The sequence below is a fragment of the Ferriphaselus sp. R-1 genome (assembly GCF_000746095.1).
In the GTDB taxonomy this organism is placed as follows: domain Bacteria; phylum Pseudomonadota; class Gammaproteobacteria; order Burkholderiales; family Gallionellaceae; genus Ferriphaselus.
This window is the reverse complement of the sequence record NZ_JQKP01000002.1, coordinates 193,890-216,266: the sequence shown is the minus strand read 5'-3', so window position 1 is coordinate 216,266 and position 22,377 is coordinate 193,890. Positions and strand designations below refer to the sequence as shown.

At 59.2% G+C, this 22,377-nt stretch carries 25 protein-coding genes and 1 riboswitch; of the genes, 15 read left to right on the top strand and 10 right to left on the bottom strand.

Annotation, left to right across the window (positions count from 1 at the left end; genetic code table 11):
• Positions 1-34 precede the first annotated feature (34 nt).
• On the top strand, positions 35-883 hold the full coding sequence (locus DM08_RS03440; RefSeq protein ID WP_035383222.1) for a DNA ligase: 849 nt from the start codon (positions 35-37) through the stop codon (positions 881-883).
• Here DM08_RS03440 and DM08_RS03435 read toward each other — a convergent pair.
• From DM08_RS03435 to DM08_RS03410, 6 genes are all read right to left on the bottom strand, one after another.
• On the bottom strand, positions 873-1,640 hold the full coding sequence (locus DM08_RS03435; RefSeq protein ID WP_035383221.1) for an SDR family oxidoreductase: 768 nt from the start codon (positions 1,638-1,640) through the stop codon (positions 873-875). The two genes, DM08_RS03440 and DM08_RS03435, sit on opposite strands and share 11 nt — an antisense overlap.
• Complete coding sequence (locus DM08_RS03430; RefSeq protein ID WP_035383220.1) at positions 1,640-2,269, bottom strand: thiol:disulfide interchange protein DsbA/DsbL; 630 nt, start codon at positions 2,267-2,269, stop codon at positions 1,640-1,642. The genes DM08_RS03435 and DM08_RS03430 overlap by 1 nt, the downstream gene beginning before the upstream one ends.
• A 15-nt stretch (positions 2,270-2,284) precedes the next feature.
• A complete protein-coding gene (locus tag DM08_RS03425) occupies positions 2,285-2,911 on the bottom strand; it encodes an SPOR domain-containing protein (RefSeq protein ID WP_035383219.1) in 627 nt (208 codons plus the stop codon).
• Between the two features lie 12 nt (positions 2,912-2,923).
• Positions 2,924-4,603, bottom strand: coding sequence for an arginine--tRNA ligase (argS, locus tag DM08_RS03420; protein WP_035383218.1), 1,680 nt, complete (start codon positions 4,601-4,603; stop codon positions 2,924-2,926).
• Between the two features lie 80 nt (positions 4,604-4,683).
• Positions 4,684-5,232: a response regulator transcription factor gene (locus DM08_RS03415; protein ID WP_035383217.1), complete on the bottom strand. Its 549-nt coding sequence runs from the start codon at positions 5,230-5,232 to the stop codon at positions 4,684-4,686.
• Positions 5,229-6,578 carry an ATP-binding protein gene (locus tag DM08_RS03410; protein ID WP_051937775.1) on the bottom strand — a complete coding sequence of 450 codons (1,350 nt, stop codon included), beginning with the start codon at positions 6,576-6,578 and terminating at the stop codon, positions 5,229-5,231. Before DM08_RS03410 ends, DM08_RS03415 begins: the two co-directional genes overlap by 4 nt.
• Before the next feature lie 114 nt (positions 6,579-6,692).
• Between DM08_RS03410 and DM08_RS03405 the strand changes: the two genes are divergently transcribed.
• Entirely contained in the window at positions 6,693-7,160 is a 468-nt protein-coding gene (locus DM08_RS03405) for a copper chaperone PCu(A)C (RefSeq protein WP_035383216.1), read from the top strand.
• Positions 7,161-7,275: 115 nt separating this feature from the next.
• Here the strand turns inward: DM08_RS03405 and DM08_RS12475 are convergent, their stop codons facing one another.
• From DM08_RS12475 to DM08_RS03390, 3 genes are all read right to left on the bottom strand, one after another.
• Positions 7,276-7,482: a DUF1289 domain-containing protein gene (locus DM08_RS12475; RefSeq protein WP_035383215.1), complete on the bottom strand. Its 207-nt coding sequence runs from the start codon at positions 7,480-7,482 to the stop codon at positions 7,276-7,278.
• A 15-nt stretch (positions 7,483-7,497) separates the two neighbouring features.
• Positions 7,498-7,734, bottom strand: a complete 237-nt coding sequence (locus tag DM08_RS03395) for a DUF2798 domain-containing protein (RefSeq protein ID WP_051937774.1) — start codon at positions 7,732-7,734, stop codon at positions 7,498-7,500.
• 86 nt (positions 7,735-7,820) lie between these two features.
• Positions 7,821-8,075: a YkgJ family cysteine cluster protein gene (locus DM08_RS03390; protein ID WP_051937773.1), complete on the bottom strand. Its 255-nt coding sequence runs from the start codon at positions 8,073-8,075 to the stop codon at positions 7,821-7,823.
• A 122-nt stretch (positions 8,076-8,197) separates the two neighbouring features.
• On the opposite strand from DM08_RS03390, the gene DM08_RS12990 reads away from it, so the two are divergent.
• Both DM08_RS12990 and DM08_RS13325 read left to right on the top strand, forming a co-directional pair.
• Positions 8,198-8,728: an HNH endonuclease gene (locus tag DM08_RS12990; protein WP_161780258.1), complete on the top strand. Its 531-nt coding sequence runs from the start codon at positions 8,198-8,200 to the stop codon at positions 8,726-8,728.
• Complete coding sequence (locus DM08_RS13325; protein ID WP_161780257.1) at positions 8,647-8,973, top strand: HNH endonuclease; 327 nt, start codon at positions 8,647-8,649, stop codon at positions 8,971-8,973. The genes DM08_RS12990 and DM08_RS13325 overlap by 82 nt, the downstream gene beginning before the upstream one ends.
• 422 nt (positions 8,974-9,395) lie before the next feature.
• On the opposite strand, the gene thiC is transcribed toward DM08_RS13325, so the two are convergent.
• A complete protein-coding gene (gene thiC / locus DM08_RS03375) occupies positions 9,396-11,267 on the bottom strand; it encodes a phosphomethylpyrimidine synthase ThiC (RefSeq protein WP_035383211.1) in 1,872 nt (623 codons plus the stop codon).
• A gap of 27 nt (positions 11,268-11,294) precedes the next feature.
• Positions 11,295-11,393, bottom strand: a riboswitch (TPP riboswitch).
• Between the two features lie 119 nt (positions 11,394-11,512).
• Between thiC and DM08_RS03370 the strand changes: the two genes are divergently transcribed.
• The 11 genes from DM08_RS03370 (at position 11,513) to DM08_RS03320 (ending at position 22,372) form a co-directional block, all read left to right on the top strand.
• The gene (locus DM08_RS03370) at positions 11,513-12,163 is read left to right on the top strand and encodes a protein-L-isoaspartate O-methyltransferase family protein (RefSeq protein WP_035383210.1); all 651 of its coding nucleotides are present in this window, start codon (positions 11,513-11,515) and stop codon (positions 12,161-12,163) included.
• 55 nt (positions 12,164-12,218) lie between these two features.
• Entirely contained in the window at positions 12,219-13,307 is a 1,089-nt protein-coding gene (gmd, locus tag DM08_RS03365; RefSeq protein ID WP_035383209.1) for a GDP-mannose 4,6-dehydratase, read from the top strand.
• A gap of 9 nt (positions 13,308-13,316) precedes the next feature.
• Positions 13,317-14,273, top strand: coding sequence for a GDP-L-fucose synthase family protein (locus DM08_RS03360; protein ID WP_035383208.1), 957 nt, complete (start codon positions 13,317-13,319; stop codon positions 14,271-14,273).
• Positions 14,270-15,436 carry a nucleotide sugar dehydrogenase gene (locus tag DM08_RS03355; protein WP_035383207.1) on the top strand — a complete coding sequence of 389 codons (1,167 nt, stop codon included), beginning with the start codon at positions 14,270-14,272 and terminating at the stop codon, positions 15,434-15,436. Before DM08_RS03360 ends, DM08_RS03355 begins: the two co-directional genes overlap by 4 nt.
• 5 nt (positions 15,437-15,441) lie before the next feature.
• Positions 15,442-16,068 (top strand): class I SAM-dependent methyltransferase, encoded by a 627-nt coding sequence (locus DM08_RS03350; protein WP_035383206.1) that lies wholly within the window; start codon positions 15,442-15,444, stop codon positions 16,066-16,068.
• Positions 16,069-16,166: 98 nt separating this feature from the next.
• Positions 16,167-17,177 (top strand): alpha/beta hydrolase, encoded by a 1,011-nt coding sequence (locus DM08_RS03345; RefSeq protein ID WP_152555770.1) that lies wholly within the window; start codon positions 16,167-16,169, stop codon positions 17,175-17,177.
• A gap of 89 nt (positions 17,178-17,266) precedes the next feature.
• Positions 17,267-18,016: an FkbM family methyltransferase gene (locus DM08_RS03340; RefSeq protein ID WP_035383204.1), complete on the top strand. Its 750-nt coding sequence runs from the start codon at positions 17,267-17,269 to the stop codon at positions 18,014-18,016.
• Between the two features lie 28 nt (positions 18,017-18,044).
• On the top strand, positions 18,045-19,529 hold the full coding sequence (locus DM08_RS03335; RefSeq protein ID WP_152555769.1) for a lipopolysaccharide biosynthesis protein: 1,485 nt from the start codon (positions 18,045-18,047) through the stop codon (positions 19,527-19,529).
• Entirely contained in the window at positions 19,526-20,059 is a 534-nt protein-coding gene (locus tag DM08_RS13320; protein ID WP_051937772.1) for a DapH/DapD/GlmU-related protein, read from the top strand. The genes DM08_RS03335 and DM08_RS13320 overlap by 4 nt, the downstream gene beginning before the upstream one ends.
• A 143-nt stretch (positions 20,060-20,202) precedes the next feature.
• Positions 20,203-21,042 (top strand): class I SAM-dependent methyltransferase, encoded by an 840-nt coding sequence (locus DM08_RS03325; protein WP_161780256.1) that lies wholly within the window; start codon positions 20,203-20,205, stop codon positions 21,040-21,042.
• A 4-nt stretch (positions 21,043-21,046) separates the two neighbouring features.
• Complete coding sequence (locus tag DM08_RS03320) at positions 21,047-22,372, top strand: O-antigen ligase family protein (RefSeq protein ID WP_035383201.1); 1,326 nt, start codon at positions 21,047-21,049, stop codon at positions 22,370-22,372.
• The last annotated feature ends 5 nt before the right edge of the window (positions 22,373-22,377 follow it).

Sequence of the window (22,377 nt, the reverse complement as noted above, 5' to 3'; positions counted from 1 at the left end):
GGGGCGAACGGATTTTCCGACCACAGGGAGGTGCATGAACCGTTTTCTTGCTCCTGTTCTGTTCGCGCTCGCCCTGCTGGCCCCCTTCCTGTGCGCCGCCGAACCGCCGCCGCTGATGCTGGCCAATGTGTACCACGCCGACATCGACCTTGCCGAGTATCTGGTCAGCGAGAAATACGACGGCGTGCGGGGCTATTGGGACGGTGAGCGCCTGCTTACTCGGGGCGGCGAGGCCGTCCATGCACCCGATTGGTTCACGGCGGGCTGGCCGAAGGTGCCGCTGGACGGCGAACTGTGGGTCGGTCGTGGCCGCTTCGCCGCCGCCGTTTCCACCGTGCGCCAGCAACAACCCGACGAGACGGGCTGGCGACGCATGCGTTTCATGGTGTTCGACTTGCCTACCCATCCCGGCACCTTTGCCGAGCGCGACCGCGCCCTTGCCCAGATCGTCAACGACCTCCATCAGCCCTGGGTCGTGCATGTCGAGCAATCCCGCGTGGCCGACCCCGTCGCGCTGCGCGCCCGGTTGCAACGCGTCGTCCAGCAGGGTGGCGAAGGGCTGGTGTTGCATCGCAGCGGCTCGCGCTATCGCGCCGAGCGCAACGACGACCTGCTCAAACTCAAGCTGTACGAGGATGCCGAGGCGCGTGTGATTGGATACCTGCCGGGCAAGGGGAAATATGCCGGGATGACCGGCGCGCTGGAGGTCGAAACACCGCAGGGACTGCGTTTCAGGCTGGGTGCCGGTCTGAGCGACACGGAACGCCGCGATCCACCCGCGCTGGGCAGTTGGGTCACCTATCGCTACAACGGGGTTAACGAAAAGACCGGCATTCCGCGTTTCGCCCGCTTCCTGCGCGTGCGTCCGGACTTCAATCCTTGAAGGCGCGCGGCTTGTGTTTGGCCTTGGCGAACAGCCGGTCGTAGAGCCAGTCTGGCAGTAGCCTCAGCAAGCGTCCGACCAGCGCCATCTGCCAAGGCACCACCTTGAACGAGCTGCCGCGCGAGATGACGCGGGCGATGCGTCGTGCCGCCTCGTCCGGCTCCAGCATGAAGGGCATGGGATAGGGGTTGATGTCGGTCATCGGCGTGCGGATGTAACCGGGGCAGACGGTGACGACCTTTACCCCGCTGCCGTGCATCTCCAGCCGCAGCGATTCCAGATACGAGATGAACGCTGCCTTGGAGGCCGAATACGCACCGGAGCCGGGCAGCCCACGGAAGCCCGCCACGCTGGCGATGCCGACCAGCCGCCCGCGCCCAGCCTCGCGCATGGCCGCCACGAAAGGTTGGAAGGTCTTCACCGCGCCCATCACGTTGATGTCCAGCACATGCTGGAATACATCGTTGTCTTCGGCGTAGCGAGTCAGTGTGCCGGTGCTGACCCCGGCGTTGGCGATGACGATGTCGGGCGTGCCGACGCGGGTGAGGAAATCCCGGGCGGCGGCTTGCTGGGCTTCAGCATCACGCACGTCCAGCGGGTAGATGTGTACCTGTCCGGGAAAGGCCTGGGCGAGGGTTTGCAGCAATTCGGCGCGGCGGGCGTAAACGCCGACGACCGCACCCTGCTCCAGATAATGGCGCGCCAGCGCCAGACCCAGGCCGCTGGAGGCACCGCTAACGATGACGCGTAGCTGCATCAGCGCTTCTTGCTTGCGCGCTCCTTGCGCACCTGGTCGGTCAGTTCGCGCAGCACGCGGATCATGTCGGCAGGTTGCAGGCCGGTGATGGCATAGCGACCATCCACGACCAGAGTGGGCGTGCCCTGGATGCGATAGGACAGCACCATCTGCTTGCTGCGGGTGACCTTGGACTGAACCGAGAACGAGCGATAGGCATCGGTGAATTTCTGCTTGTCCACGCCGCGCTGGGCAACGAAGTTGGAGATCTGCCCGATCGAGGTCAACTCGGTATGCGACACGTTCCAGGCATCGAACAGGGCATCGTGCAGCTTGGGCAGCTGGCCCAGCGTATCCAGTGCATAGAAGGTGTAAGCCATCGGTTCCCAGGAGTCACGGAACACCACCGGTACGTAGGTCAGCGCGACATCCTTGGGCATGTTCTTCGCCCAGGCGCTGAGTTCGGGGACCAGATGGTGACAATGCGGGCAGGGATAGGCGAAGAACTCCAGCACCTCGATCTTGCCATTGGTTGCCGTGGGCTGGGCAGGCTCGATGAGGGTGTAGTCCTTGCCGAGAACGGCGGCCTGGGCATAGCCCGCGACGGTAATCAGGGCGATGGCCAGCAGGTTTCTGAATGCAAGTTTCATGTGTTCTCCTATTGCTTACTTGGCGCGCATTGGAGTGGCTTCCACCCCGATTTGTTTCAGTGCGGTGCGGACTTTGTTCATCTCGGCAGCACCTTTGTAGGGCCCCAGACGTACGCGGTAACGCTGCCCTTTCTCCGGCACGAACACGCTTTGTACATTGGCCAGCATGCCTTGCATCGCCAGCCTTGCCTTTTCGTTCTCGGCATCGGCCTCGGAGCTGTAGGAGCCGGTCTGCAGGAAATAGCTGGTGTTGTCCGTGGCCTCAGTCGCCGTGTCGGGCTTGAAGGAGCGGTCTTCGATCTTGGCGGGAGCCTGCGGCATCGGCACGCTCGCATCCTTCTTGTCGGTCAGCACCTTGTAGAACTCGAACCGTGGCTTGCTCTCTTCCGGGCTGGAGGCCGGGGCGGCGGGAGCGGGGTTGATGCGGGGCGGCTCCTGCACCAGCGGCTTGTCCACCACCGGGGAGTCGGGCTGTTGCTCGACTTTGGTGAACGGGCTGGGCAGCTTCATCAGATACCAGGCGACACCACCAGCGACCACCAGGCCGAACACCATGCCCAGCAAGATGCCGACGAACAGCCCGCCGCCCTTGCCGGAAGGTTTCTTTGGCGCGGGTGCGCGTCCAACCATGTTCTTGCTCATGCCGCCCTTTCCTTACATTGATTCCGGTGCGCTGACGCCCAATAGCGCCAGACCGTTCTTCATCACCTGTGCCGTGGCCGCGATCAGTGCCAGCCGCGCCAGCTTGACCGCCTCGTCCTCGACCAGAAAACGCGAGGCATTATAGTAGCTGTGGAAATCGGCTGCCAAATCCTTGAGGTAGACGGCGATCTGGTGCGGCGCGAGGTCGTGTGCGGCGCTCTCCACGGCCTGCGGAAAGTCGATCAGCTTCTGCAGCAGCACCGTCTCGTAGTCGCTGTCCAGGCTGGACAGATCGGCACCGAGCAGCGTCCGGTGTTCGCCGCCCCACTGTGACAACACGCTGAAGATGCGCGCGTGGGCGTACTGGATGTAGTACACCGGGTTGTCGTTGCTCTGCGCCTTGGCCAGGTCGATGTCGAACACCAACTGCGAATCCGGCGAGCGCGCGGCGAGGAAGTAGCGCGTGGCATCGCAACCCACCTCGTCGATCAGGTCGCGCAGGGTGACATAGCTGCCGGCGCGCTTGGAGATCTTCACCTCCGCGCCATTCTTCAGCACCGTGACCATCTGGTGCAGCACATATTCCGGCCAGCCTTTGGGGATGCCGACGTTGAGCGCCTGCAAGCCGGCGCGCACGCGGGTGATGGTGGAATGGTGGTCCGCGCCCTGTTCGTTGATGACGCGCTCGAAGCCGCGCCCCCACTTGTCCAGATGGTAAGCCACGTCCGGCACGAAATAGGTGTAGCCGCCCTCGCGCTTGCGCATCACGCGATCCTTGTCGTCGCCGAAATCAGTGGTGCGCAACCACAGCGCGCCGTCCTGCTCGTAGGTATGGCCGCTGGCGATGAGCTGGGTCACGGCGGCATCCACCTTGCCCTCGGTGTACAGCGCGGACTCCAGCGAGAACACGTCGAACTCGACACCGAAGGCGCGCAGGTCGAGGTCCTGCTCGCGGCGCAGATAGGCCACGGCGAAGTGGCGGATGGCTTCGGCATCGTCTGCGTTGCCGGTGCCGGTGAACTGCTGGTCGTCGGAGACCACGGACTCCTTGGCCATGAAGGCGTTGGCCACGTCCACGATGTAGTCGCCGCGATAGCCGTCTTCCGGCCACTCCGGGCTGTCCGGCGTGAGGCCACGGCAGCGTAGCTGTACCGAGCGGGTCAGGTTGTCGATCTGCTGTCCGGCATCGTTGTAATAGAACTCGCGCGTCACGTTCCAGCCCGCTGCGTGCAGCAGACGGCACAGCGAATCCCCCACGGCAGCGCCGCGTCCGTGGCCGATGTGCAGCGGGCCGGTCGGGTTGGCGGAGACGAACTCGACCTGGATCTTGCGGCCCTGGCCGACATGAACATGGCCGTAGCCGGCGCCCGCTTGCAACACGCCCGCCACCACGCGGCGCTTGGCGGCGGGGGCGATGAACACGTTGATGAACCCGGCTCCGGCGATCTCCACCTTGTCGATGAAATCGGTCTGCGGCAAGGCGGCGATCAACGCATTGGCGATGTCGCGCGGCGCTTTGCGCAGCGGTTTGGCCAGTTGCATGGCCAGATTGCAGGCGTAGTCACCGTGGGCTGCCTGCTTGGGGCGCTCGATCACGATGGGGGCATCGGCCAGTTCGGGTGCGACGACGGCTCGTGCCTGCGCGAACAGCTCGGAAAGATGGGATTTGAAGTCGAGAACGGGGACGGACATGGCGCTTACCTTAAAAACAGGCGCGGATTATAGCATCGCGGCAGAGACGGCGAATTTCTGCTGAGTACCGACGCACGGCCTCAGTTATCGAGAATAGGGCGCTTGGTTAGTTTGCGCTGCAGGGTGCGGCGGTGCATGTTGAGCGCGCGGGCAGTGGCGGAGACGTTGCCGTCGTGGTCCTGCAGCACGCGCTGGATATGCTCCCATTCCAGACGGTCGACCGAGGTCGGCTGGACGTTGGGCTCGATGTCGGCACTGGCGGCATGGCCGAAGGCCTCGATGATCTCATCGGCGTTGGCGGGTTTGGTCAGATATTGGGTCGCGCCCAGCTTGATCGCCTCCACCGCCGTAGCGATGCTGGCATAGCCGGTGAGCATGACGATGCGGGTGGCCGGGTCGAGCTCGTGCAGCGCCTTGACCAGCACCAGCCCGGAGGCTCCGTCCATCTTGAGATCAACCACGGCGAACTCGGGCGGATTGGCTGCAGCCAGCGGCAGAGCCTGCTCGACGCTGTTGGCGCTGGTGACGGCGAAGCCGCGTTTCAGCAGGGCTTTGGCGAGGACGGCACAGAACGTGGCATCGTCATCCACCAGCAGCAGCGAGGGCTGTTCGGACGGTGTCGTGCTCATGCGGAGGCTCCCAGAGGCAAGGTCACTTCGGTGGTGGCACCGCCCTCGGTGCGGTTGAACAGGCGTACTTTGCCGCCCAAGCGCTCGATGCTGGTGTTGGCCAGGAACAGGCCGAGGCCGCGCCCTTCCTGCTTGGTGGTGAAAAAGGCGGAACCGGCGCGCGTGGCGGCCTCGGGGGTCAGCCCGGAACCATAATCGAGGATCTCCAGCACCAGTTGCTGTGCGTTCCAGCGCGCTTGGACGGCGATCCTTTCCGGCGATGCGTCGGCAGCGTTGTTGAGCAGGTTGAGCAGGGCGGCGCGTAGCGCGGGATCGAAATCGAGCTGCGGCGTGCCGCCCGTGGTGGTCGGCGTGTAACTGCATTGCACGGTGGGCCGCAGCAGCTGCCATTCGTCCAGCGTTTCGAGCAGGAAGCGGTCGATCGGCTCGGTGCGCGTGGTGCCGCTGGCGGTGTCCTGAGCGCTGGCCAGCATCTTGTCGAGGATGCGGCGGCAGTTACGCACCTGGCCGTCCAGCAGGGCGAGGTCTGCGCGCCATTCGGGCAGGGCAGCGGCCTCGTGTTGCAGCTCGCCGATGACCACGGCCAGAGTGGAGAGCGGCGTGCCCAGTTCGTGTGCGGCACTGGCGGCCTGCAAGCCCAGCGCCACCACCCGCTCATTGCGCAAGGTCTCCTCGCGGATACGCGCCAGCGCTTCGTCGCGTTCGCGTACCGCCTGGGCCATGCGTACCACGAAATAGGCGACCACCGCCGCGCTGATGACGAAGCCGAGCCACATGCCGAACACGTGCATGTTGAAGGCAGTGTCGGGGGTCGTGGGCATGTCCATCATGGCCATGTCGTGGCCGGCCATATCTTCCATCCCCACCATGTCATGGCCCATCATGCTGTGGTCCATGGCATCGTGCCGCATCGGTAGCGGTACGTAGAACTTCATCAGCAAGGTGTAACAGGCGGTGGTCACACCGGCCATCAGCCAGGTGAAACGACCGGGCAGGGTTGCCGCCGCGATCACCAGCGGCAACAGGAATAGCGAAACGAAGGGGTTGGTCGAGCCACCGCCGTAATAGAGCAGTACGGAAAGGGCCAGTACGTCGGCGCACAGTTGGGTGAACAGTTCCGGGTTCGATACCGGGCGTGTCGCCCGCAAACGCCACCAGCTCAGCAGATTCAGCCCGGCCAGCGCGGCGATGGTGGCCATCATCGGCAGCCAGGGCAGCGCCATGTCCAGGAAGCGGTAGGTTAGCGCCAGCGTGGCAATCTGCGCCAGCACTGCGATGCTGCGCAGGACGACCAGTCGTCTGAGGTGGCTGTGGCCGGTGGAGTCGGCGAGCAGGGAAAGATTCATGGGAGGCATTCTACGCAATCGGGCCGAGCGGAGGGTGCGACGAATTGTCGCAGTAAGCGGGCGGCCTTTCCGTTTAGAATGCGCGCGGGAGATTTTGGCTTGAGGAGAGGTGACATGAAAAGATTGATTCTGGTGGGTGTGGTCGGCTTGCTGGCGGCGTTCTCTGCCGCTGCGGCAGAGGTCAAGGTAACGGGAGCGTGGGCGCGGGCCACGGCACCGGGTCAGGACAGCGCCTCCATCCAGTGCGTGCTGAGCAGCGGTAAAGACGCGCGCGTGGTCGCCGTGTCCAGCCCGGTGGCCGGCAGCTCCGAGCTGCATCGCATGATGCAGATGAACGGCATGATGATGATGCACGCCGTCAAAGCGCTGCCGCTGCCCGCCAACAAGCCGCTGGATCTTGCCACCGAGGGCTATCACCTGATGCTGATGGGCCTGAAGCAGCCGCTCAAGGCGGGCGACAGCGTGGCTTTCACGCTGACCGTGGAGTTCGCCGACAAGCATCGTGAACAGGTCGAGGCCAGTGCCGACATCAAACCACTGACGGCGACCACCGAAGGGCACGAGCACCACCATCATCACTGAGTCGAGTCACCCGTTCCGGGTGATTTGAGAGGGCAGATCCGCTGGGCTGGGTCGCTCCCGCATGGCGGGTGACGCATCAACTTCACTTCCTTGGCCCCGCTCGGGGCGCAGAGAGCTAATGGTCGGGGCGACTGGGTCGGGCTGCGATGCGGCGATTGATCGCCCGCCGCTCATCCTCGCTCAACTCCGGCCAGCGCGTGATCTCCTCGAACGTGCGCAGGCAACTGCGGCAGACATCATCCCCCAGCGCCGTGGTGCAATGCCCCACGCAGGGGCAATCGGCAGAAACGTCGGGGAGGGTGTGAGTGCGGTATCTATGCATGGCGACTCTTGGCGACTAACCGGCGGAGGGTTCCGTCAAGCGCGCCACCCACTTGCGCACACGCGGTGCCACCACCAGCACAGTGGGGAAAGCGATCGGCCATGCCGTGATGAATCCCTGAAACCAATGCCGGAAAAACTCAGGCGTATAGCCCTGATTCTTCAACAACACCGTACCCGAGATCACCGTCACCATGATGGCCGACAACATACCGCCAAACAGAACATTGGCGTACTTCGCTGGAATGCGCATGAATCCTCCTGCCCCCATGTTATCAAGCCGCGCATTCCTGCTGCAAAGAAAGTGCTACCGCTTGCGGTGATCGGACGGCCTCGCCGCTAGGGGCGAGTCACCTGCTCCAGCCGCGCCAGCCAAACCAGCGCATGTTCCCGGGTATCCCCGCACATCTCCGCCGCAGGCAACAACCCACCGCAAAAGGCCGGTCGCTCCGGCTGGCCGAACACCTTGCAACGCAGCGCCTCATCCAACTGCACACACGGCACCCCGGCGGGTTTGCCATTCGGCATGCCGGGCAGGGGCGAGGTGATGGAGGGGGCGATGCAGCAAGCGGCGCAGGAGGGGCGGCAGTTCATGGTGTGCAAGAGAATAAGCGGAGCGATAGTTTAATATCTGGATATGGATACCAGGATAAACTAACAGTCAACACTTGGTATTTAGTCGCTGCCATATATCGGTCGAATCGCCGGAGGACAACATGGCTACAAACCGCTGGACGAAGGAACAACTCAAGCTCGCATTCCATCTGTATTGCCAACTGCCGTTCGGCAAACTGGATATGCGCACTCCAGAAGTTATCAAACTTGCAGGCTTGATCGGGCGGACACCCGGAGCTGTGGCGATGAAGCTGAGCAATTTCGCCAGTCTTGATCCTGCTATCACGAGTACGGGTAGAAAAGGGCTTGAGGGTGCGTCGAATCTTGACCGAGAGATATGGGGCGAATTTCATGCTGATTGGGAGGCGCTGGCAGTTGAGAGCGAAATGCTCAGAATAAAGCTAGATGCTAACGCGCAGCCAGCGGACGAATCAGACGAGCAGCTTGTTCCAGAAGATTTCACAGGGGAAACTCGCAAGGTCGTTACAGAGCAACGCATCAAGCAGAGTTTTTTCCGTCGCGCTGTATTGAGCAGCTATCGAGGTCGCTGTTGCATGTCTGGTTTGTCAGAGTCTCGCTTGCTGGTTGCCAGCCATATCGTGCCTTGGAGCAAGATAAGGCGAATCGCCTGAATCCAAGCAATGGCCTTTGTTTATCGGCTATTCATGATCGTGCATTTGATAAGGGACTTATTTCTCTTTCCGATGACATGAGAGTCGTCGTTTCGGAGGAATTAAAGCAGAACAAAGAAAAATTTGTAGTCGAGGTCCTCCTTCCGCTGGAGGGAAGAGCAATAGAGTTGCCCGAACGCTTTGCACCACAAAGGGAATTTATAGCGTGGCATCGGAACGAGCTTTTTGTGGATAGCAGGAGATAACTAGCATGCCGACCAGCGATATCACATGTTGCGTATTTGAGTATATGTACCGCGATGGCTCGAACTACAAAGCGTGGGGCTCACTTCTCCTATCGGGAGAGCCTACACATGAAGACACAAATGCACTGAAAGAATGTTTGGAGTCCGGAGAGTATTTCGTTGCAGAGCAAGTAGGCATCCCACCTGTATACAAAGAATTGTGGGAATTATCGGGAGGCCCCACCGACGACGATCATGCATTACACGAATTTGTTGCGATTCGAACGGCAACTGACGAAGATAGAAAATCGATGCCAATATTTGGGGAGCTATCCCATCTGCTTAAGATTTTCCAAGCCGTGAGCAAATGGGATTATTCGTTGTCCCCAAATTTCGAAACGTGCTTCTGGCGGTAAGGGGGAGGCATCGCCACCGGCGAATCCTCACGCCTTGTGATAAACCTCTGCCCCCTGCTTCACAAACTCCACTGACTTCACTTCCATCCCTTTTTCCAGCGCGGCTTGTTCGGATAGTCCTTCCTTCGCCGCAAAGTCGCGCACGTCCTGACTGATTTTCATCGAGCAGAACTGCGGGCCGCACATGGAGCAGAAGTGGGCGACTTTGGCGGATTCCTTGGGCAGGGTTTCGTCGTGGAATTCGCGCGCGCGGTCGGGGTCGAGGCCGATGTTGAACTGGTCTTCCCAGCGGAATTCGAAGCGCGCCTTGCTCATGGCGTTGTCGCGGATCTGCGCGCCGGGGTGGCCCTTGGCGAGGTCGGCGGCGTGGGCGGCGATCTTGTAGGTGATGATGCCTTCCTTCACGTCGGCCTTGTTGGGCAGGCCGAGGTGTTCCTTGGGCGTGACGTAGCAGAGCATGGCGGTGCCGAACCAGCCGATCATCGCCGCGCCGATGGCGCTGGTGATGTGGTCGTAGCCGGGGGCGATGTCCTGCGTGAGCGGGCCGAGGGTGTAGAACGGCGCTTCGTGGCACCACTTCAGTTGCAGGTCCATGTTCTCCTTGATCATGTGCATGGGCACATGGCCGGGGCCTTCGATCATCACTTGCACGTCGTGCTTCCACGCGATCTGCGTCAGTTCGCCCAGCGTCTTGAGTTCGCCGAGTTGCGCTTCGTCGTTGGCGTCATACACCGAGCCGGGGCGCAGGCCGTCGCCGAGCGAGAAGGTGACGTCGTAGGCCTTCATGATTTCGCAGATCTCTTCGAAGTGCGTGTAGAGGAAGTTCTCCTTGTGGTGGGCGAGGCACCACTTGGCCATGATGGAGCCGCCGCGCGAGACGATGCCGGTCATGCGCTTGGCGGTCATGGGGATGTAACGCAGCAGCACGCCGGCGTGGATGGTGAAGTAGTCCACGCCCTGTTCGGCCTGCTCGATCAGCGTGTCCTTGAAAATTTCCCAGGTCAGGTCTTCGGCCTTGCCGTTCACTTTTTCCAGCGCCTGATAGATGGGCACGGTGCCGATGGGCACGGGCGAGTTGCGAATGATCCACTCGCGCGTCTCGTGGATGTTCTTGCCAGTGCTCAAATCCATCACCGTGTCACCGCCCCAGCGGATGGCCCAGGTCATCTTCTCGACTTCTTCCTGAATGCTGGAACCGAGCGCGGAGTTGCCGATGTTGGCGTTGATCTTCACCAGGAAGTTGCGGCCAATGATCATCGGCTCGACTTCGGGGTGGTTGATGTTGGCGGTGATGACGGCACGGCCTGCGGCGACTTCATCGCGCACGAATTCCGGCGTGATTTTTTTCGGCATCGCCTTGCCGAAGTTCTCTCCCGCGTGCTGTTGCAGCATCATCCCGGAAAGCCCGTCGATCTTCTGGTTCTCGCGGATGGCGATGTATTCCATCTCCGGCGTGATGATGCCTTTGCGGGCGTAGTGCATCTGAGTGACGTTAGCGCCCGCTTTCGCACGGCGCGGCGTGTGCTTGAGGTTGAAGCGCATGTCGGCGAGCGCCGGATCGTTCAAACGTTTTTGGCCGTAGTCGGAAGACAAGCGCGGCAGAGCTTCGGTGTCGCCGCGCTCGGCGATCCAACCTGCGCGCATCTCGTCCAGACCGGAACGGATATCGATCTTGACCGCCGGATCGGTATAAGGGCCGGAGCAGTCGTACACGTAGATGGGCGCGTTCTTTTCGATGCCGTTGCTGGTGTGGGTGTCGGTCAGCGTGATCTCGCGCATCGGCACGCGGATGTCGGGGCGGCTGCCTTCAACGTAGATCTTGCGCGAGTTCGGCAGCGGCTTGATGGCGGCCTCGTCGACATGGGCGGCTTCGGCCAGGAATTTGGGAGTGGCGTTCATTGTGATGCTCCAAAAAACGCAGGGGCATCAGCGGCGGCTGGCGCTTCCCTACGACGGCATTATCCGTACAGGTTCAAAGGGTGTTTCTCACTTCGCCGAACCCGGCGAAGACCCCCACGCGAGCGGCGCAAGTTACTGGAAAGTCGCAGCAAAAGCAAGCCTATCGGGCAATACCCGATTGAGCGGGCTGGCCGCGCTTGCTATACTGCGCCGCTCGATACATACCAACGCTACAGGGACAGGGGATGAACAATATGGAACTCGCTCGTTTCAACATGGTGGAACAACAAATTCGTCCGTGGGATGTGCTGGATGGTCGGGTGCTCGACCTGTTGAAGAAACTGCGCCGTGAGCGTTTCGTTCCCGCCGACAAACAGGCATTGGCTTTCATGGATATGGAGATTCCTCTGGGGCACGGTGTCACCATGTGGCAGCCCAAGCTGGAAGCGCGTGCAGCGCAGGATCTGCGCCTGAGGAGTTCGGATCGCGTGCTGGAGATCGGCACCGGCAGCGGCTACCTGACAGCCTTGCTGGCAAGTCTGGCCAATCACGTCACCAGTGTCGAGATCGATGCCGAGCTGAGCGCGAATGCTGCGCGGACGCTGGCGGCGCACCATGTCGAGAACGTGAAGCTGGAAGTCGGCGATGCCGCCAACGGCTGGAGCGGCAGCTACGATGCCATCGTGCTGACAGGCTCGGTTCCCGTGTTGCCCGAAGCCTTCCAGAACGCGCTCAACATCGGTGGCCGCTTGTTCGCCATCGTCGGTGACGCGCCGCTGATGCAAGCCAAGCTCATCACCTGCGTAGGCCCGGGCGTATATGAAAGCGCCACCCTGTTCGAAACCTGCGTCGCCCCGTTGCAGAACGCGGTACAGCCGGAACGGTTCGCGTTCTGACCTGCGCTGTCTGTTCAGGCAGGCTGGAAATTTAAATTCACACTTAAGGACTCACTTGAAAAAGATCGCACTAATCACCGGCGTGACCGGCCAAGACGGCGCCTACTTGGCGGAATTGTTGTTGGAGAAGGGCTACATCGTGCACGGCATCAAGCGCCGCTCGTCGCTGTTCAACACCGACCGCATCGACCACTTGTACCAGGACCCGCACGAGAAGAACCGCCGTTTTGTCTTGCATCACGGCGACTTGACCGACTCCACCAGCCTGATTCGCATCATCCAGCAAGTCCAGCCGGACGAGATCTACAACCTCGCCGCCCAGAGCCACGTTGCTGTCTCGTTCGAAGAACCTGAATACACCGCCAACTCCGATGCCTTGGGCGCTTTGCGCATCCTCGAAGCTATCCGCATCCTCGGGTTGGAAAAGAAGACCCGCTTCTACCAGGCCTCCACCTCCGAGTTGTATGGGCTGGTGCAAGAGATCCCGCAGAAAGAGACCACCCCGTTCTACCCGCGCAGCCCGTATGCCGTGGCCAAGCTCTACGCCTACTGGATCACCGTCAACTACCGCGAATCCTACGGCATCTACGCCTGCAACGGCATCTTGTTCAATCACGAATCCCCCCTGCGCGGCGAAACCTTCGTCACCCGCAAAGTCACCCGCGCCCTTGCTCGCATCAAGCTCGGCCTGCAAGACTGCCTGTTCATGGGCAACCTCGATTCCAAGCGCGACTGGGGCCACGCCCGCGACTACGTCGAAATGCAATGGCTGATGCTGCAACAAGAGCAACCGGAAGACTTCGTCATTGCCACCGGCGTGCAATACAGCGTGCGTGAATTCATTGACGCTGCCGCCGAAGAGCTCGGCATCAAGATCCGCTGGGAAGGCACCGGTGTAGACGAAAAAGGCATCAACCTCGCCACCGGCAAGACCATCGTTGCCGTTGACCCCCGCTACTTCCGCCCTGCTGAAGTCGAAACCCTGCTGGGCGATGCCACCAAAGCCAAAGAAAAGCTCGGCTGGGTCCCCGGCACCACCTTCAAGGAGCTGGTGACCGAAATGGTACGCGAAGACCTCAAGGCCGCCGAACGCGACGAACTGGTCAAGAAGCACGGCTACCAGGCCATGGACTACCACGAGTAATCCGTCACGATGCAACCGGACAGCAAGATCTACATCGCCGGCCATCGCGGACTCGTGGGCTCAGCCTTGGTGCGGCGCCTGCAAGCGCGGGGCTACACCAACCTGGTCACACGCACTCATGCCGACCTGGAGCTGCGTGACCAGGCCGCCGTCGCCCGCTTCTTTGCCGAGGAACAGCCCGACTACGTCCTGCTGGCCGCCGCCCGGGTGGGCGGCATCTACGCCAACAACACCTACCCGGCGGAATTCATCCACGACAACCTGGTCATCCAAAGCAACATCATCCACAGCGCTTGGCAGAACAACGTCCAGCGCCTGCTGTTCCTGGGCTCCTCCTGCATCTATCCCAAGGCAGCTCCCCAGCCGATGAAGGAAGACTGCCTGCTCACCGGCCCGCTGGAGCCGACCAACCGTCCGTACGCCTTGGCCAAGATCGCCGGTATCGAGATGTGCCACAGCTACAACCGGCAATACGGTACAAGATTCATGGCCGCCATGCCCACCAACCTGTACGGCCCCAACGACAACTACGACCTCAACAACTCCCACGTCCTGCCTGCGTTGATCCGCAAGATGCACGAAGCCAAGCAGAGCGGAGCCAAAGAAGTCGTGGTGTGGGGCACCGGCACCCCGAAGCGTGAGTTCCTGTACAGCGACGACATGGCCGATGCCTGCCTGTTCCTGCTCGAACAACCTGAAGCGCAACTCAGTTCCCTGTTCAATGAGGCCTCTCCGCCGCTGGTCAACATCGGCTGCGGCGAAGACCTCTCAATCCGCGAACTGGCCGAACTGGTCGCCGAAGTCGTCGGCTTCACCGGCAAACTCACCTTCGACACCAGCAAACCCGACGGCACCCTGCGCAAACTGATGGATGTCGGTCGCATCAACGCGCTGGGCTGGAAGCGCCAGATGCAACTGAGAGACGGCATCGCGCGGTCCTACCAAGATATGCTGAGCAAACTATGAAAATCGCCATCGCAGGTACCGGCTACGTCGGGCTTTCCAACGCCATTTTGCTGGCCCAACACCACGAAGTGGTGGCGCTCGACATCGTCCCCGAGAAGGTGGCGATGCTCAACCGCAAGCAGTCGCCCATCGAAGATGTCGAGATCGAAGACTACCTGAGCCACAAGGCGCTCAACTTCAAGGCGACGATGGACAAGGTCGAGGCCTACACTGGCGCGGATTACGTCATCATCGCCACGCCCACCGACTACGACCCCGAGACCAACTACTTCAACACCCGCTCCATAGAAGCTGTGATCGGTGACGTGCTGGCGATCAACCCGCAAGCGGTGATGATCATCAAATCGACCATCCCGGTGGGTTACACGGTCAAAGCGCGCGCGCAGTTCGGTTGCGACAACCTGATCTTCTCGCCCGAATTCCTGCGCGAAGGTCGAGCCTTGTACGACAATCTGCACCCCTCACGCATCGTGATCGGCGAGCGCTCCCAGCGTGCCCAAGTGTTTGCCGCCCTGTTTCAGCAGGGTGCGGTCAAGCAAGACATCCCGGTGCTGTTCACCGACTCCACCGAAGCCGAAGCCATCAAACTGTTCGCCAACACCTTCCTGGCGATGCGCGTGGCCTACTTCAACGAACTCGACACCTACGCTGCCACCCACGGTCTGGATACCAAGCAGATCATCGAAGGCGTATGCCTCGACCCGCGCATCGGCGATCACTACAACAACCCCTCGTTCGGCTACGGCGGCTACTGCCTGCCGAAGGACACCAAGCAACTGCTGGCCAACTACAGCGATGTTCCGCAGAACCTGATCCACGCGATTGTCGAGGCCAACTCCACACGCAAGGACTTCATCGCCTTCGACATCCTGAAGCGCAAGCCTAAGGTCGTCGGCATCCATAGATTGGTGATGAAGAGCGGCTCGGACAACTTCCGCGCCTCCAGCATCCAGGGCATCATGAAGCGCATCAAGGCCAAGGGTGTCGAAGTCATCGTGTACGAGCCCGCCCTGCACGAACCGACCTTCTTCAACTCGCGCGTGGTGAACGACCTCGCCCAGTTCAAGCAGGAAGCCGATGTCATCGTCGCCAACCGCATCACAGATGACATTCGGGAAGTGGAAGGCAAGATTTACAGCCGTGATCTGTTCGGCAAGGATTGAGAGTCATGCTCAAAAAGCTCGTCATAAACACACTGAAGGCCGCTGGTTATGAGATTCACCGCAGCCCAAGAGCCATACCGCCGGTGGCGCAAGTTGCCCCCAAGTACTCGAAGATCCATTACGGAAGTGGTCGTGTATATCTGGATGGTTGGTTGAATGTCGACATTATTGCGAACGGTCCAGAGAACTATATGTACGTCAATCTGGTCGAGCGTCATCCATTCCCTGACAACTCATTTACATTCGCATTCAGCGAGGATTTCATCGAGCATGTAGATCAAGCATCTGCCATGATGTTCCTGGTAGAGGCATATCGGACGCTTGCTCCCGGCGGGGTTCTGCGGATAACCACGCCGGACTTGGATAAAGTACTTACCAAGCATTATCGTAAACAGGATTTCAGTGGTTTTGAGGTTGGACGCGAGGAGGCTTACTCCAGCTCTAGTCATATCCATTTCTTTTCAAAGGGCACATTGCGTGCGGTTGCCGCTCACATCGGCTTTGATACGCATTTTGTCGAGGGCGACAGATCGAAATATCCAGAGCTGGATGGAATCAACACCCGAAGTGACGAAGTATATTTACATGCGGAGCTCGTTAAGCCCATTCATGGTCGGATGAGCAAACCATGAACCGGCGGAGTGTGCTGAAGTTCTTGGCAGCCCAATTGTGCTTGGGGTCTACGGCGGCTGGGGCGGCCCAGCCCAAAGCTGAATCGAGTTGCTTTCCGATGAAGTGTTTCGATAACGATTTCAATGTGCTCGGGTACCGCGCATATATCGATAGCCTCTTCGTGTATGCACGGCAAAAGCGCTTCCGTGAGGTTGCCCCTACAGGTAGCCTTTTGCAGCCAGAGGCACACCTGCTGTTTGGGAACAAGGATCGGCTATACGCGATCAACAAGTCCACTCTGGTGACGGAGAATCTTCCGGTGCGAGGTGGGTGGCAACTCAAGCGCGTTACGGTTGAGCTGGAATGCGGCGTGCCGATCCGGGGCTGTTTGTCACTGCCTGTTGGTAAGCCCAAGGGGCTGATCCTGCTTGGGCATGGGAGCTCCACCACGCCTGAGCATTGCTTCAATAGCGAAGTGCCGGATTACATGAATGCAATCGGCGCAAGGCTGACCGAGGCAGGTTTTGCAGTTTGGTGTTCCTTCGTCCCACATGCGGGTAATCAGCCCTCAGTTTACAACATGATGGCGTTGTTCGCCTCACAAGGTATTGCCTTTCATCACGTGATTATCTCCTCGCTCAATGCTGGCATCGACGTGTTCACTTCCTTGGTTGGGGCCAAGCCGAAGGCGGTCGGGCAGTACGGGGTTTCGGGCGGGGTTTACTTGACGCTCCACCTATTGGCGGCTCGCGGAGAAAGCTGGCCAACGGTGCTGTGTGGTGACTTTGTGGACGATACGGAGTACCTAGTTTCAAGGGACATGAGCCTGAACTATGGCAAACTGATGCCGGGCTATCTTTGGATGATGAATGGAATCAGGCCTTTCCTGATTCCCAATATTGCTTCGTTAACGTATCGTGCGCCGCTGTATTTTGAGGTGGGGGTGGAAGATCACGGTTTGCTGCCGAACCCTTTGGAAACCATGTATATGCAAGGCCTGATAAATAAGTTCCGCGCTAAATATCGCGAAAAGGGTTCTCCGGCTGCCTTGATTCTTGGCACCTTCAAGGGGGGGCACGAGGTCGAAGGGATCGAGGCGACAGCTTGGCTCCAGAAGAGCTTGGCTTAGCTGCTCTGATCAAGTTCGTTGGTCTGCATTTGGCAGGGGCTGCGCTGACAGCTCCTGCCGAATCATCTTAATTCTAAGTTTGGGACACTATGCTGAATATTTGGATAAAGGCTCTGCTCAAGCGTATGGGCATCATCGCGGTAAGGCAATCGAGCCGGGTATATTTGCCGGAAGATGAGTCGTATCGAATAGTAGCTAGCCTGGTGGGGTGCAAGGATCCTGTCGTGTTTGATGGTGGGGCGCATCTTGGAGATGTGCCCGACCAGCTTGGGGCATTGCTGCCCGATGCCAGGTTCTTCAGCTTTGAGCCGGACCCCGAGCTTGGAGCGATTCTGGAGCAGCGGTTTCAGGGTAATGCCAAGGTCAAGGTCATACGCGCGGCGCTGGGAGATACGCCGGGTTGGGCAAAATTCAATCTCAACGCATCCAAGCCGACCAACTCTCTACTGCCCGCCTCCGACAGCCTGCAGGCGGACCTGAAGACACTTTGCCAGCTCGTCGAGCAAGTGGATGTCGAAGTTGTGACGATAGACGACTTCTGCAGAAAGAGCGCGATAGACCGCGTCGATGTGCTGAAGTTGGACTTGCAGGGCTATGACTACCTTGCCCTGAAGGGGGCATCTGATACCCTGAAAAAGGCGAAGGTGGTCCTCGTCGAGGTGTTGTTCGTGGAGCTGTATCAAGGGGCCCATGGCTTCCCTGACATTCTGAATTTGATGCTTGAGCGTGGATTCAAATTGCATACGCTGTGCGGGTTGCACTATGGCGAGTCGAACGAGCTGATGTGGGCTGACGCGATTTTTGTGCCTGCGGCAACTGTGGCAAGCAAGGGAGTTTAGGGAGCGACGGCTCGCCTGAAGATCGGTCGTGAGTGGTCATTTCAGAAATGCGGGTTGGAGCGGAGCGATAACCGCATTCCGTGCGGCTTCCGGGCTTGCAAACTCCTTGCTGGCGGTCAGGCTGGTCGGCATCGAGCAGTATGGATTGTTGGCAACCTTGTTGTCGATTTTTGCGCTCTACTTGTCACTGGGAACCAGCGTGTACACCGTTATGGTGGCCCAGCTGATGGCGGTCGATAAGCAGGGACTTGAAGGGCGCGGGAACATCCTGGCCTCGGCGGGACTGCTGACGGGGCTTGCATTGTTGATATTGGTTGTCCTTGCGGTCGGCGTGTTCTGGTTATCCCCCGTGCTTTTGCATTTGGAGCCTGCGCAACTTGGCCTGCAGGGGGTTCAGGGCGCGATCATGTTCATGGCACTGTTGACTGGTGTCCAGATGTTGTCAGCATGGCAATCGGCACTTATCGAGGCTTCCGGGCGTCTGGATCGAGCCATGAAGGCACAACTGTTCGGCCCCCTCGTGCTGCTGATGGGGTTAGCGTACCTTTACTTTGTCCACGGGGCTTTGAGTGGGATGGGGTATTTGCGGCTTTTGTGCTTGTCGGCCAGCGTGGATCTGCTCGTTTTGTTCGTCCTTAGGCGCTTCCGGATGGGGCTGCATTGTGGCTACAACGCAGGGAGTGTATCGCCCATCGTCGCGGTACGTAACATATTGCGTGCGGGGGGCGTGTTGCAGGCGGCCACCCTGATGAATCTTTTCTTGGAGCCACTCAACAAAATGCTATTGGCACACTTTGTTGGTTCCGTGGCTGTGACCACATACGATCTTGCAATGAAGGTGATATGGGGGATACAGGGACTCTTTGGCGCAGCGATGCGCGTATTCCTGCATATGGCCAATGAGGGTGGTGCGGCTTTGGGCCGTGCATATCTGAGAGTAGTTACCTTGGCCACGATACCGATACTGGCGGTCCATGTGGTAGGGGCGGCATTTCTGGCCTGGGTGGCTCACAACTGGGTCAAAATCGACCCTCAGCAGATCATGTTCTTTTATGCCATCGCGACGGTGTCCAACCTTGGGATGTTGCTGGTGACACCTTTGTATATTAGCTTGATCGGTCGCGAAGATCTTCGATTCATCTTTCGTGCCCAAGCCACCCTGTCGGTGACGAACATCCTGATGTCAGGGTTGCTGATACCCATGTTCGGTCTGGTTGGTGCGGCATTTGGCTTGCTGATTGCCTGTATATACAACGTGATTGCGGTATACCGGCGTCACATATACCTTTCGGGAGTCCAGATGACGGTGTCGGATATACTGTCGAGCATGAGGCCTGTTTCATTGCTCATGTATCTGGGGCTGTTGTTGGTCATGATAGCTACGGGAGGCCACGAGGTGCTGAGTCCGGTAGTTTTGGTACTTGTATTGTTGGCAACTATCGCGGGAATGGCTTATCAGCCCTTGGTTAAGGAGATTCTGATGCGTGCCAGAAAGGGTGCATTGAGCAAATGAGCTTGGTAGATCGCATGGAGCGGACTCTTGCCCTGATGCTTAAGCTGGCTAGAGCCCCTTACAGGTTGCCGCTGATTGGTCGATGCGTGTCCTTGAGTCGGCGGGCCTATTGGCGTTCCTATTTGCAGCAGATGGGGCGAGGTTGTCAGATATACCCCAATGTGGTCATACATTGCCCGGGAAAGGTCAGCTTGGGGGATGATGTTAGCATAGCCGAGTTTGCCCATATATGGGGTGGGGGTGAGGTAACCATAGGCAATTCGGTGATGATCGCTTCCCATACGGCGATTACCTCTCAAACACACCTCGTTGACCCTGCGACCAGGCGCACAAACGTCTTTGCGCCCGTTGTGATCGGCGATAACGTATGGATTGGAAGCGGCGCGATAATACTTCCCGGCGTAACGGTTGGTGAGAACAGTGTCATTGCCGCCGGTAGTGTGGTTACTCGCGATGTCCCGTGTAATACCCTGGTCAAGGGCACCCCGGCCAGAGTATCCAAGCTCCTTGATGGCCCCGGGCAAGGGTGATTTGTGATCGTGGCGCAGGTCGTCTGGAATTGGAATATTGAATAATGCAAAGTAATTCAGTGAGTATCGTTTGCCCCAGCTGTGCCTCTGCCGAGGTACGGAATCTGGGTCAGATTCCGCCGAGTAGCACATTCGCCGGCAGAATGCTCGAACGTGAGTTGAGCGGAGGAAGCCTGTTCCGATGCTGTCGGTGTGAGTTGTATTTCAGGGCGCCTCGGCTAAGCGAGGAAGAACTGAACGAGCTGTATCGTGCCGGGAACGAAGAAAGCTGGCCGGATGCTTCCTCAGAGCGCAATGATTGGCAGCTTATCAGCGAGTGGTTGTCTTCCAGGAAGGATGCCCACTATCTGCTGGATGTCGGATGTTTTGATGGCCGTTTGTTGGAGAGCCTGGGGAGGGACTACCGGCGTGCCGGAGTCGAGATTCACCCCGAGGCAGCGCGGAGAGCACAAGCCAAGGGAGTTGAGATCGTGGGGGGGGATTTTGCCACCTTGCCCAAGCTTGACCCGGCACCTGACGTGGTTCTGGCCGTCGATGTCATCGAGCATAGTCCCGACCCGCGAAAATTCCTGAAGTCTTTGTTGGAGGTGGTTAGACCCGGGGGCTTCATCATCGTTACCACGGGCAATACAGAGGCACCTAGTTGGAGACTGATGGGCGCGCGCTATTGGTATTGTCATATTGCCGAGCATATCTCCTTTATCAGCCCAACCTGGGCCAGGCTGGCTGCCCCTTCATTAGGCCTTGCCTTGATCGAGACCCGTAGATTTTCGCATGTGAAGTGCCAAAGCTGGATACGTCAGGCAGGTTACGAAATGTCCGTCAATTTGCTGCTCAGATTTGCACCCCGTATATTTGCTCGTTTGCGCAGGCGGGGCTTCGGGCAAATAGATTTGGCCCGCTATCCGGGCTTGGAGATGGCTCCTCCTTATTGGATGAGCTCACAGGATCACATGATGCTCGTTTTCAGGAAAGAACGATAAATCGATGAAGAACAACCTTGCGTACCCTGCAGCTTTGTTGCTGTTTGGCTTGCTATTCGGCTTTGCCTTCACCTACTTTCTCCAAGTTCCATGGAAATCGTGGATGACCATCACATTGTATTGTGTGTCCTTGTGCTGGGTGCTGATGGCCGCCCGATCCAGGCTTGAGCGGCTACTGCCGCGTACCCGTCTGGAGTGGCTCACGGCGGGATTCGCCCTGCTCATATTGCTGTCATTTACGCTGCATCACTCTCGTCACGTATGGCTGAGCGGCTATTTGCGCTACTTCCCTTTCCTGGTTGTATTGCCCTTCTTGTGCGGCAAGTTGATGCGGCCTGTGGATGTCAATCGGCTTTCCAAGATCATCATCTATGCCGGACTGGCACTATTGCCGCTGTTGCTGCTCGATCTGCTGTTCTCGGCTCGCCAGCTTGGTCAAAGATGGACATTCTTCGGGCAGGACCACAGCCCCTTGTTAGTGGGTGGGCTATTGGCTACGGCCCTGCTTGCGCAGGGTGTGCGCCGGGCAGGCTCACATGGTTCTGACAAGAAGTCTCAGCTGTTCGAGTATGGGCTTATGGTGTTATTGGCCACGGCGTTGGTATGGGTTTCGGCACGAGGATGGCTGCTGTCGTCAATGGTGGCTCTGCTGGTTATGGCGGTTATCACCTACAAGAGCCGCAAGCTTTGTGTGGAGTACTCCCGGCAATTTGTACTGGTGCTGGTCACGGTTATACTTTCACTTTCTTTCCTGCCACGGCCATCCAGTCAGTTCTACGCTGGCCTGTTGACCCCGCCACCACAGGTTGCTGTCGCTGAAGGGGGCGGGGGGGAGGCTGGTGGCGTGATGGAAGAGGCGACAGGAGTGCTGGGGGTGACCCATCATTGGGAGCCGATATTAGGGGACGAGAGTTGTCGTCCTATCATCGACGGAATCAACTCCATTGCTATTCGCTGGACGCTTTATCGTGAAGCATGGGAGATATTCAGGCTCGATCCATTGGCGGGGGTGGGTGCCGGGAACTTTGGTCTGTACTCCTGCTCAGGTATCATGGGATTTCCGCACAGTACTGTGCTGCAAGCATTTTCGGAATTAGGTCTATTGGGAGGTGTACTTTTGCTGGCGATCGCTTTCCTGATGGCCCGGGAGTTCTTGCGTGACGTGTCCGAACCCAGAGCCCCGGAAATCTTGAATGCCCGTCAGTTGGTCATCGCCCTGTTCGCGGCTTATTTCTTGGCGGACCAGATTTATGGCAATTATTTTATGTCCTCGGGAACATACCTGCTAATCGGGATGTTTGCGAATTTGCACGTTAACCGACAGTCTTGAGCTAC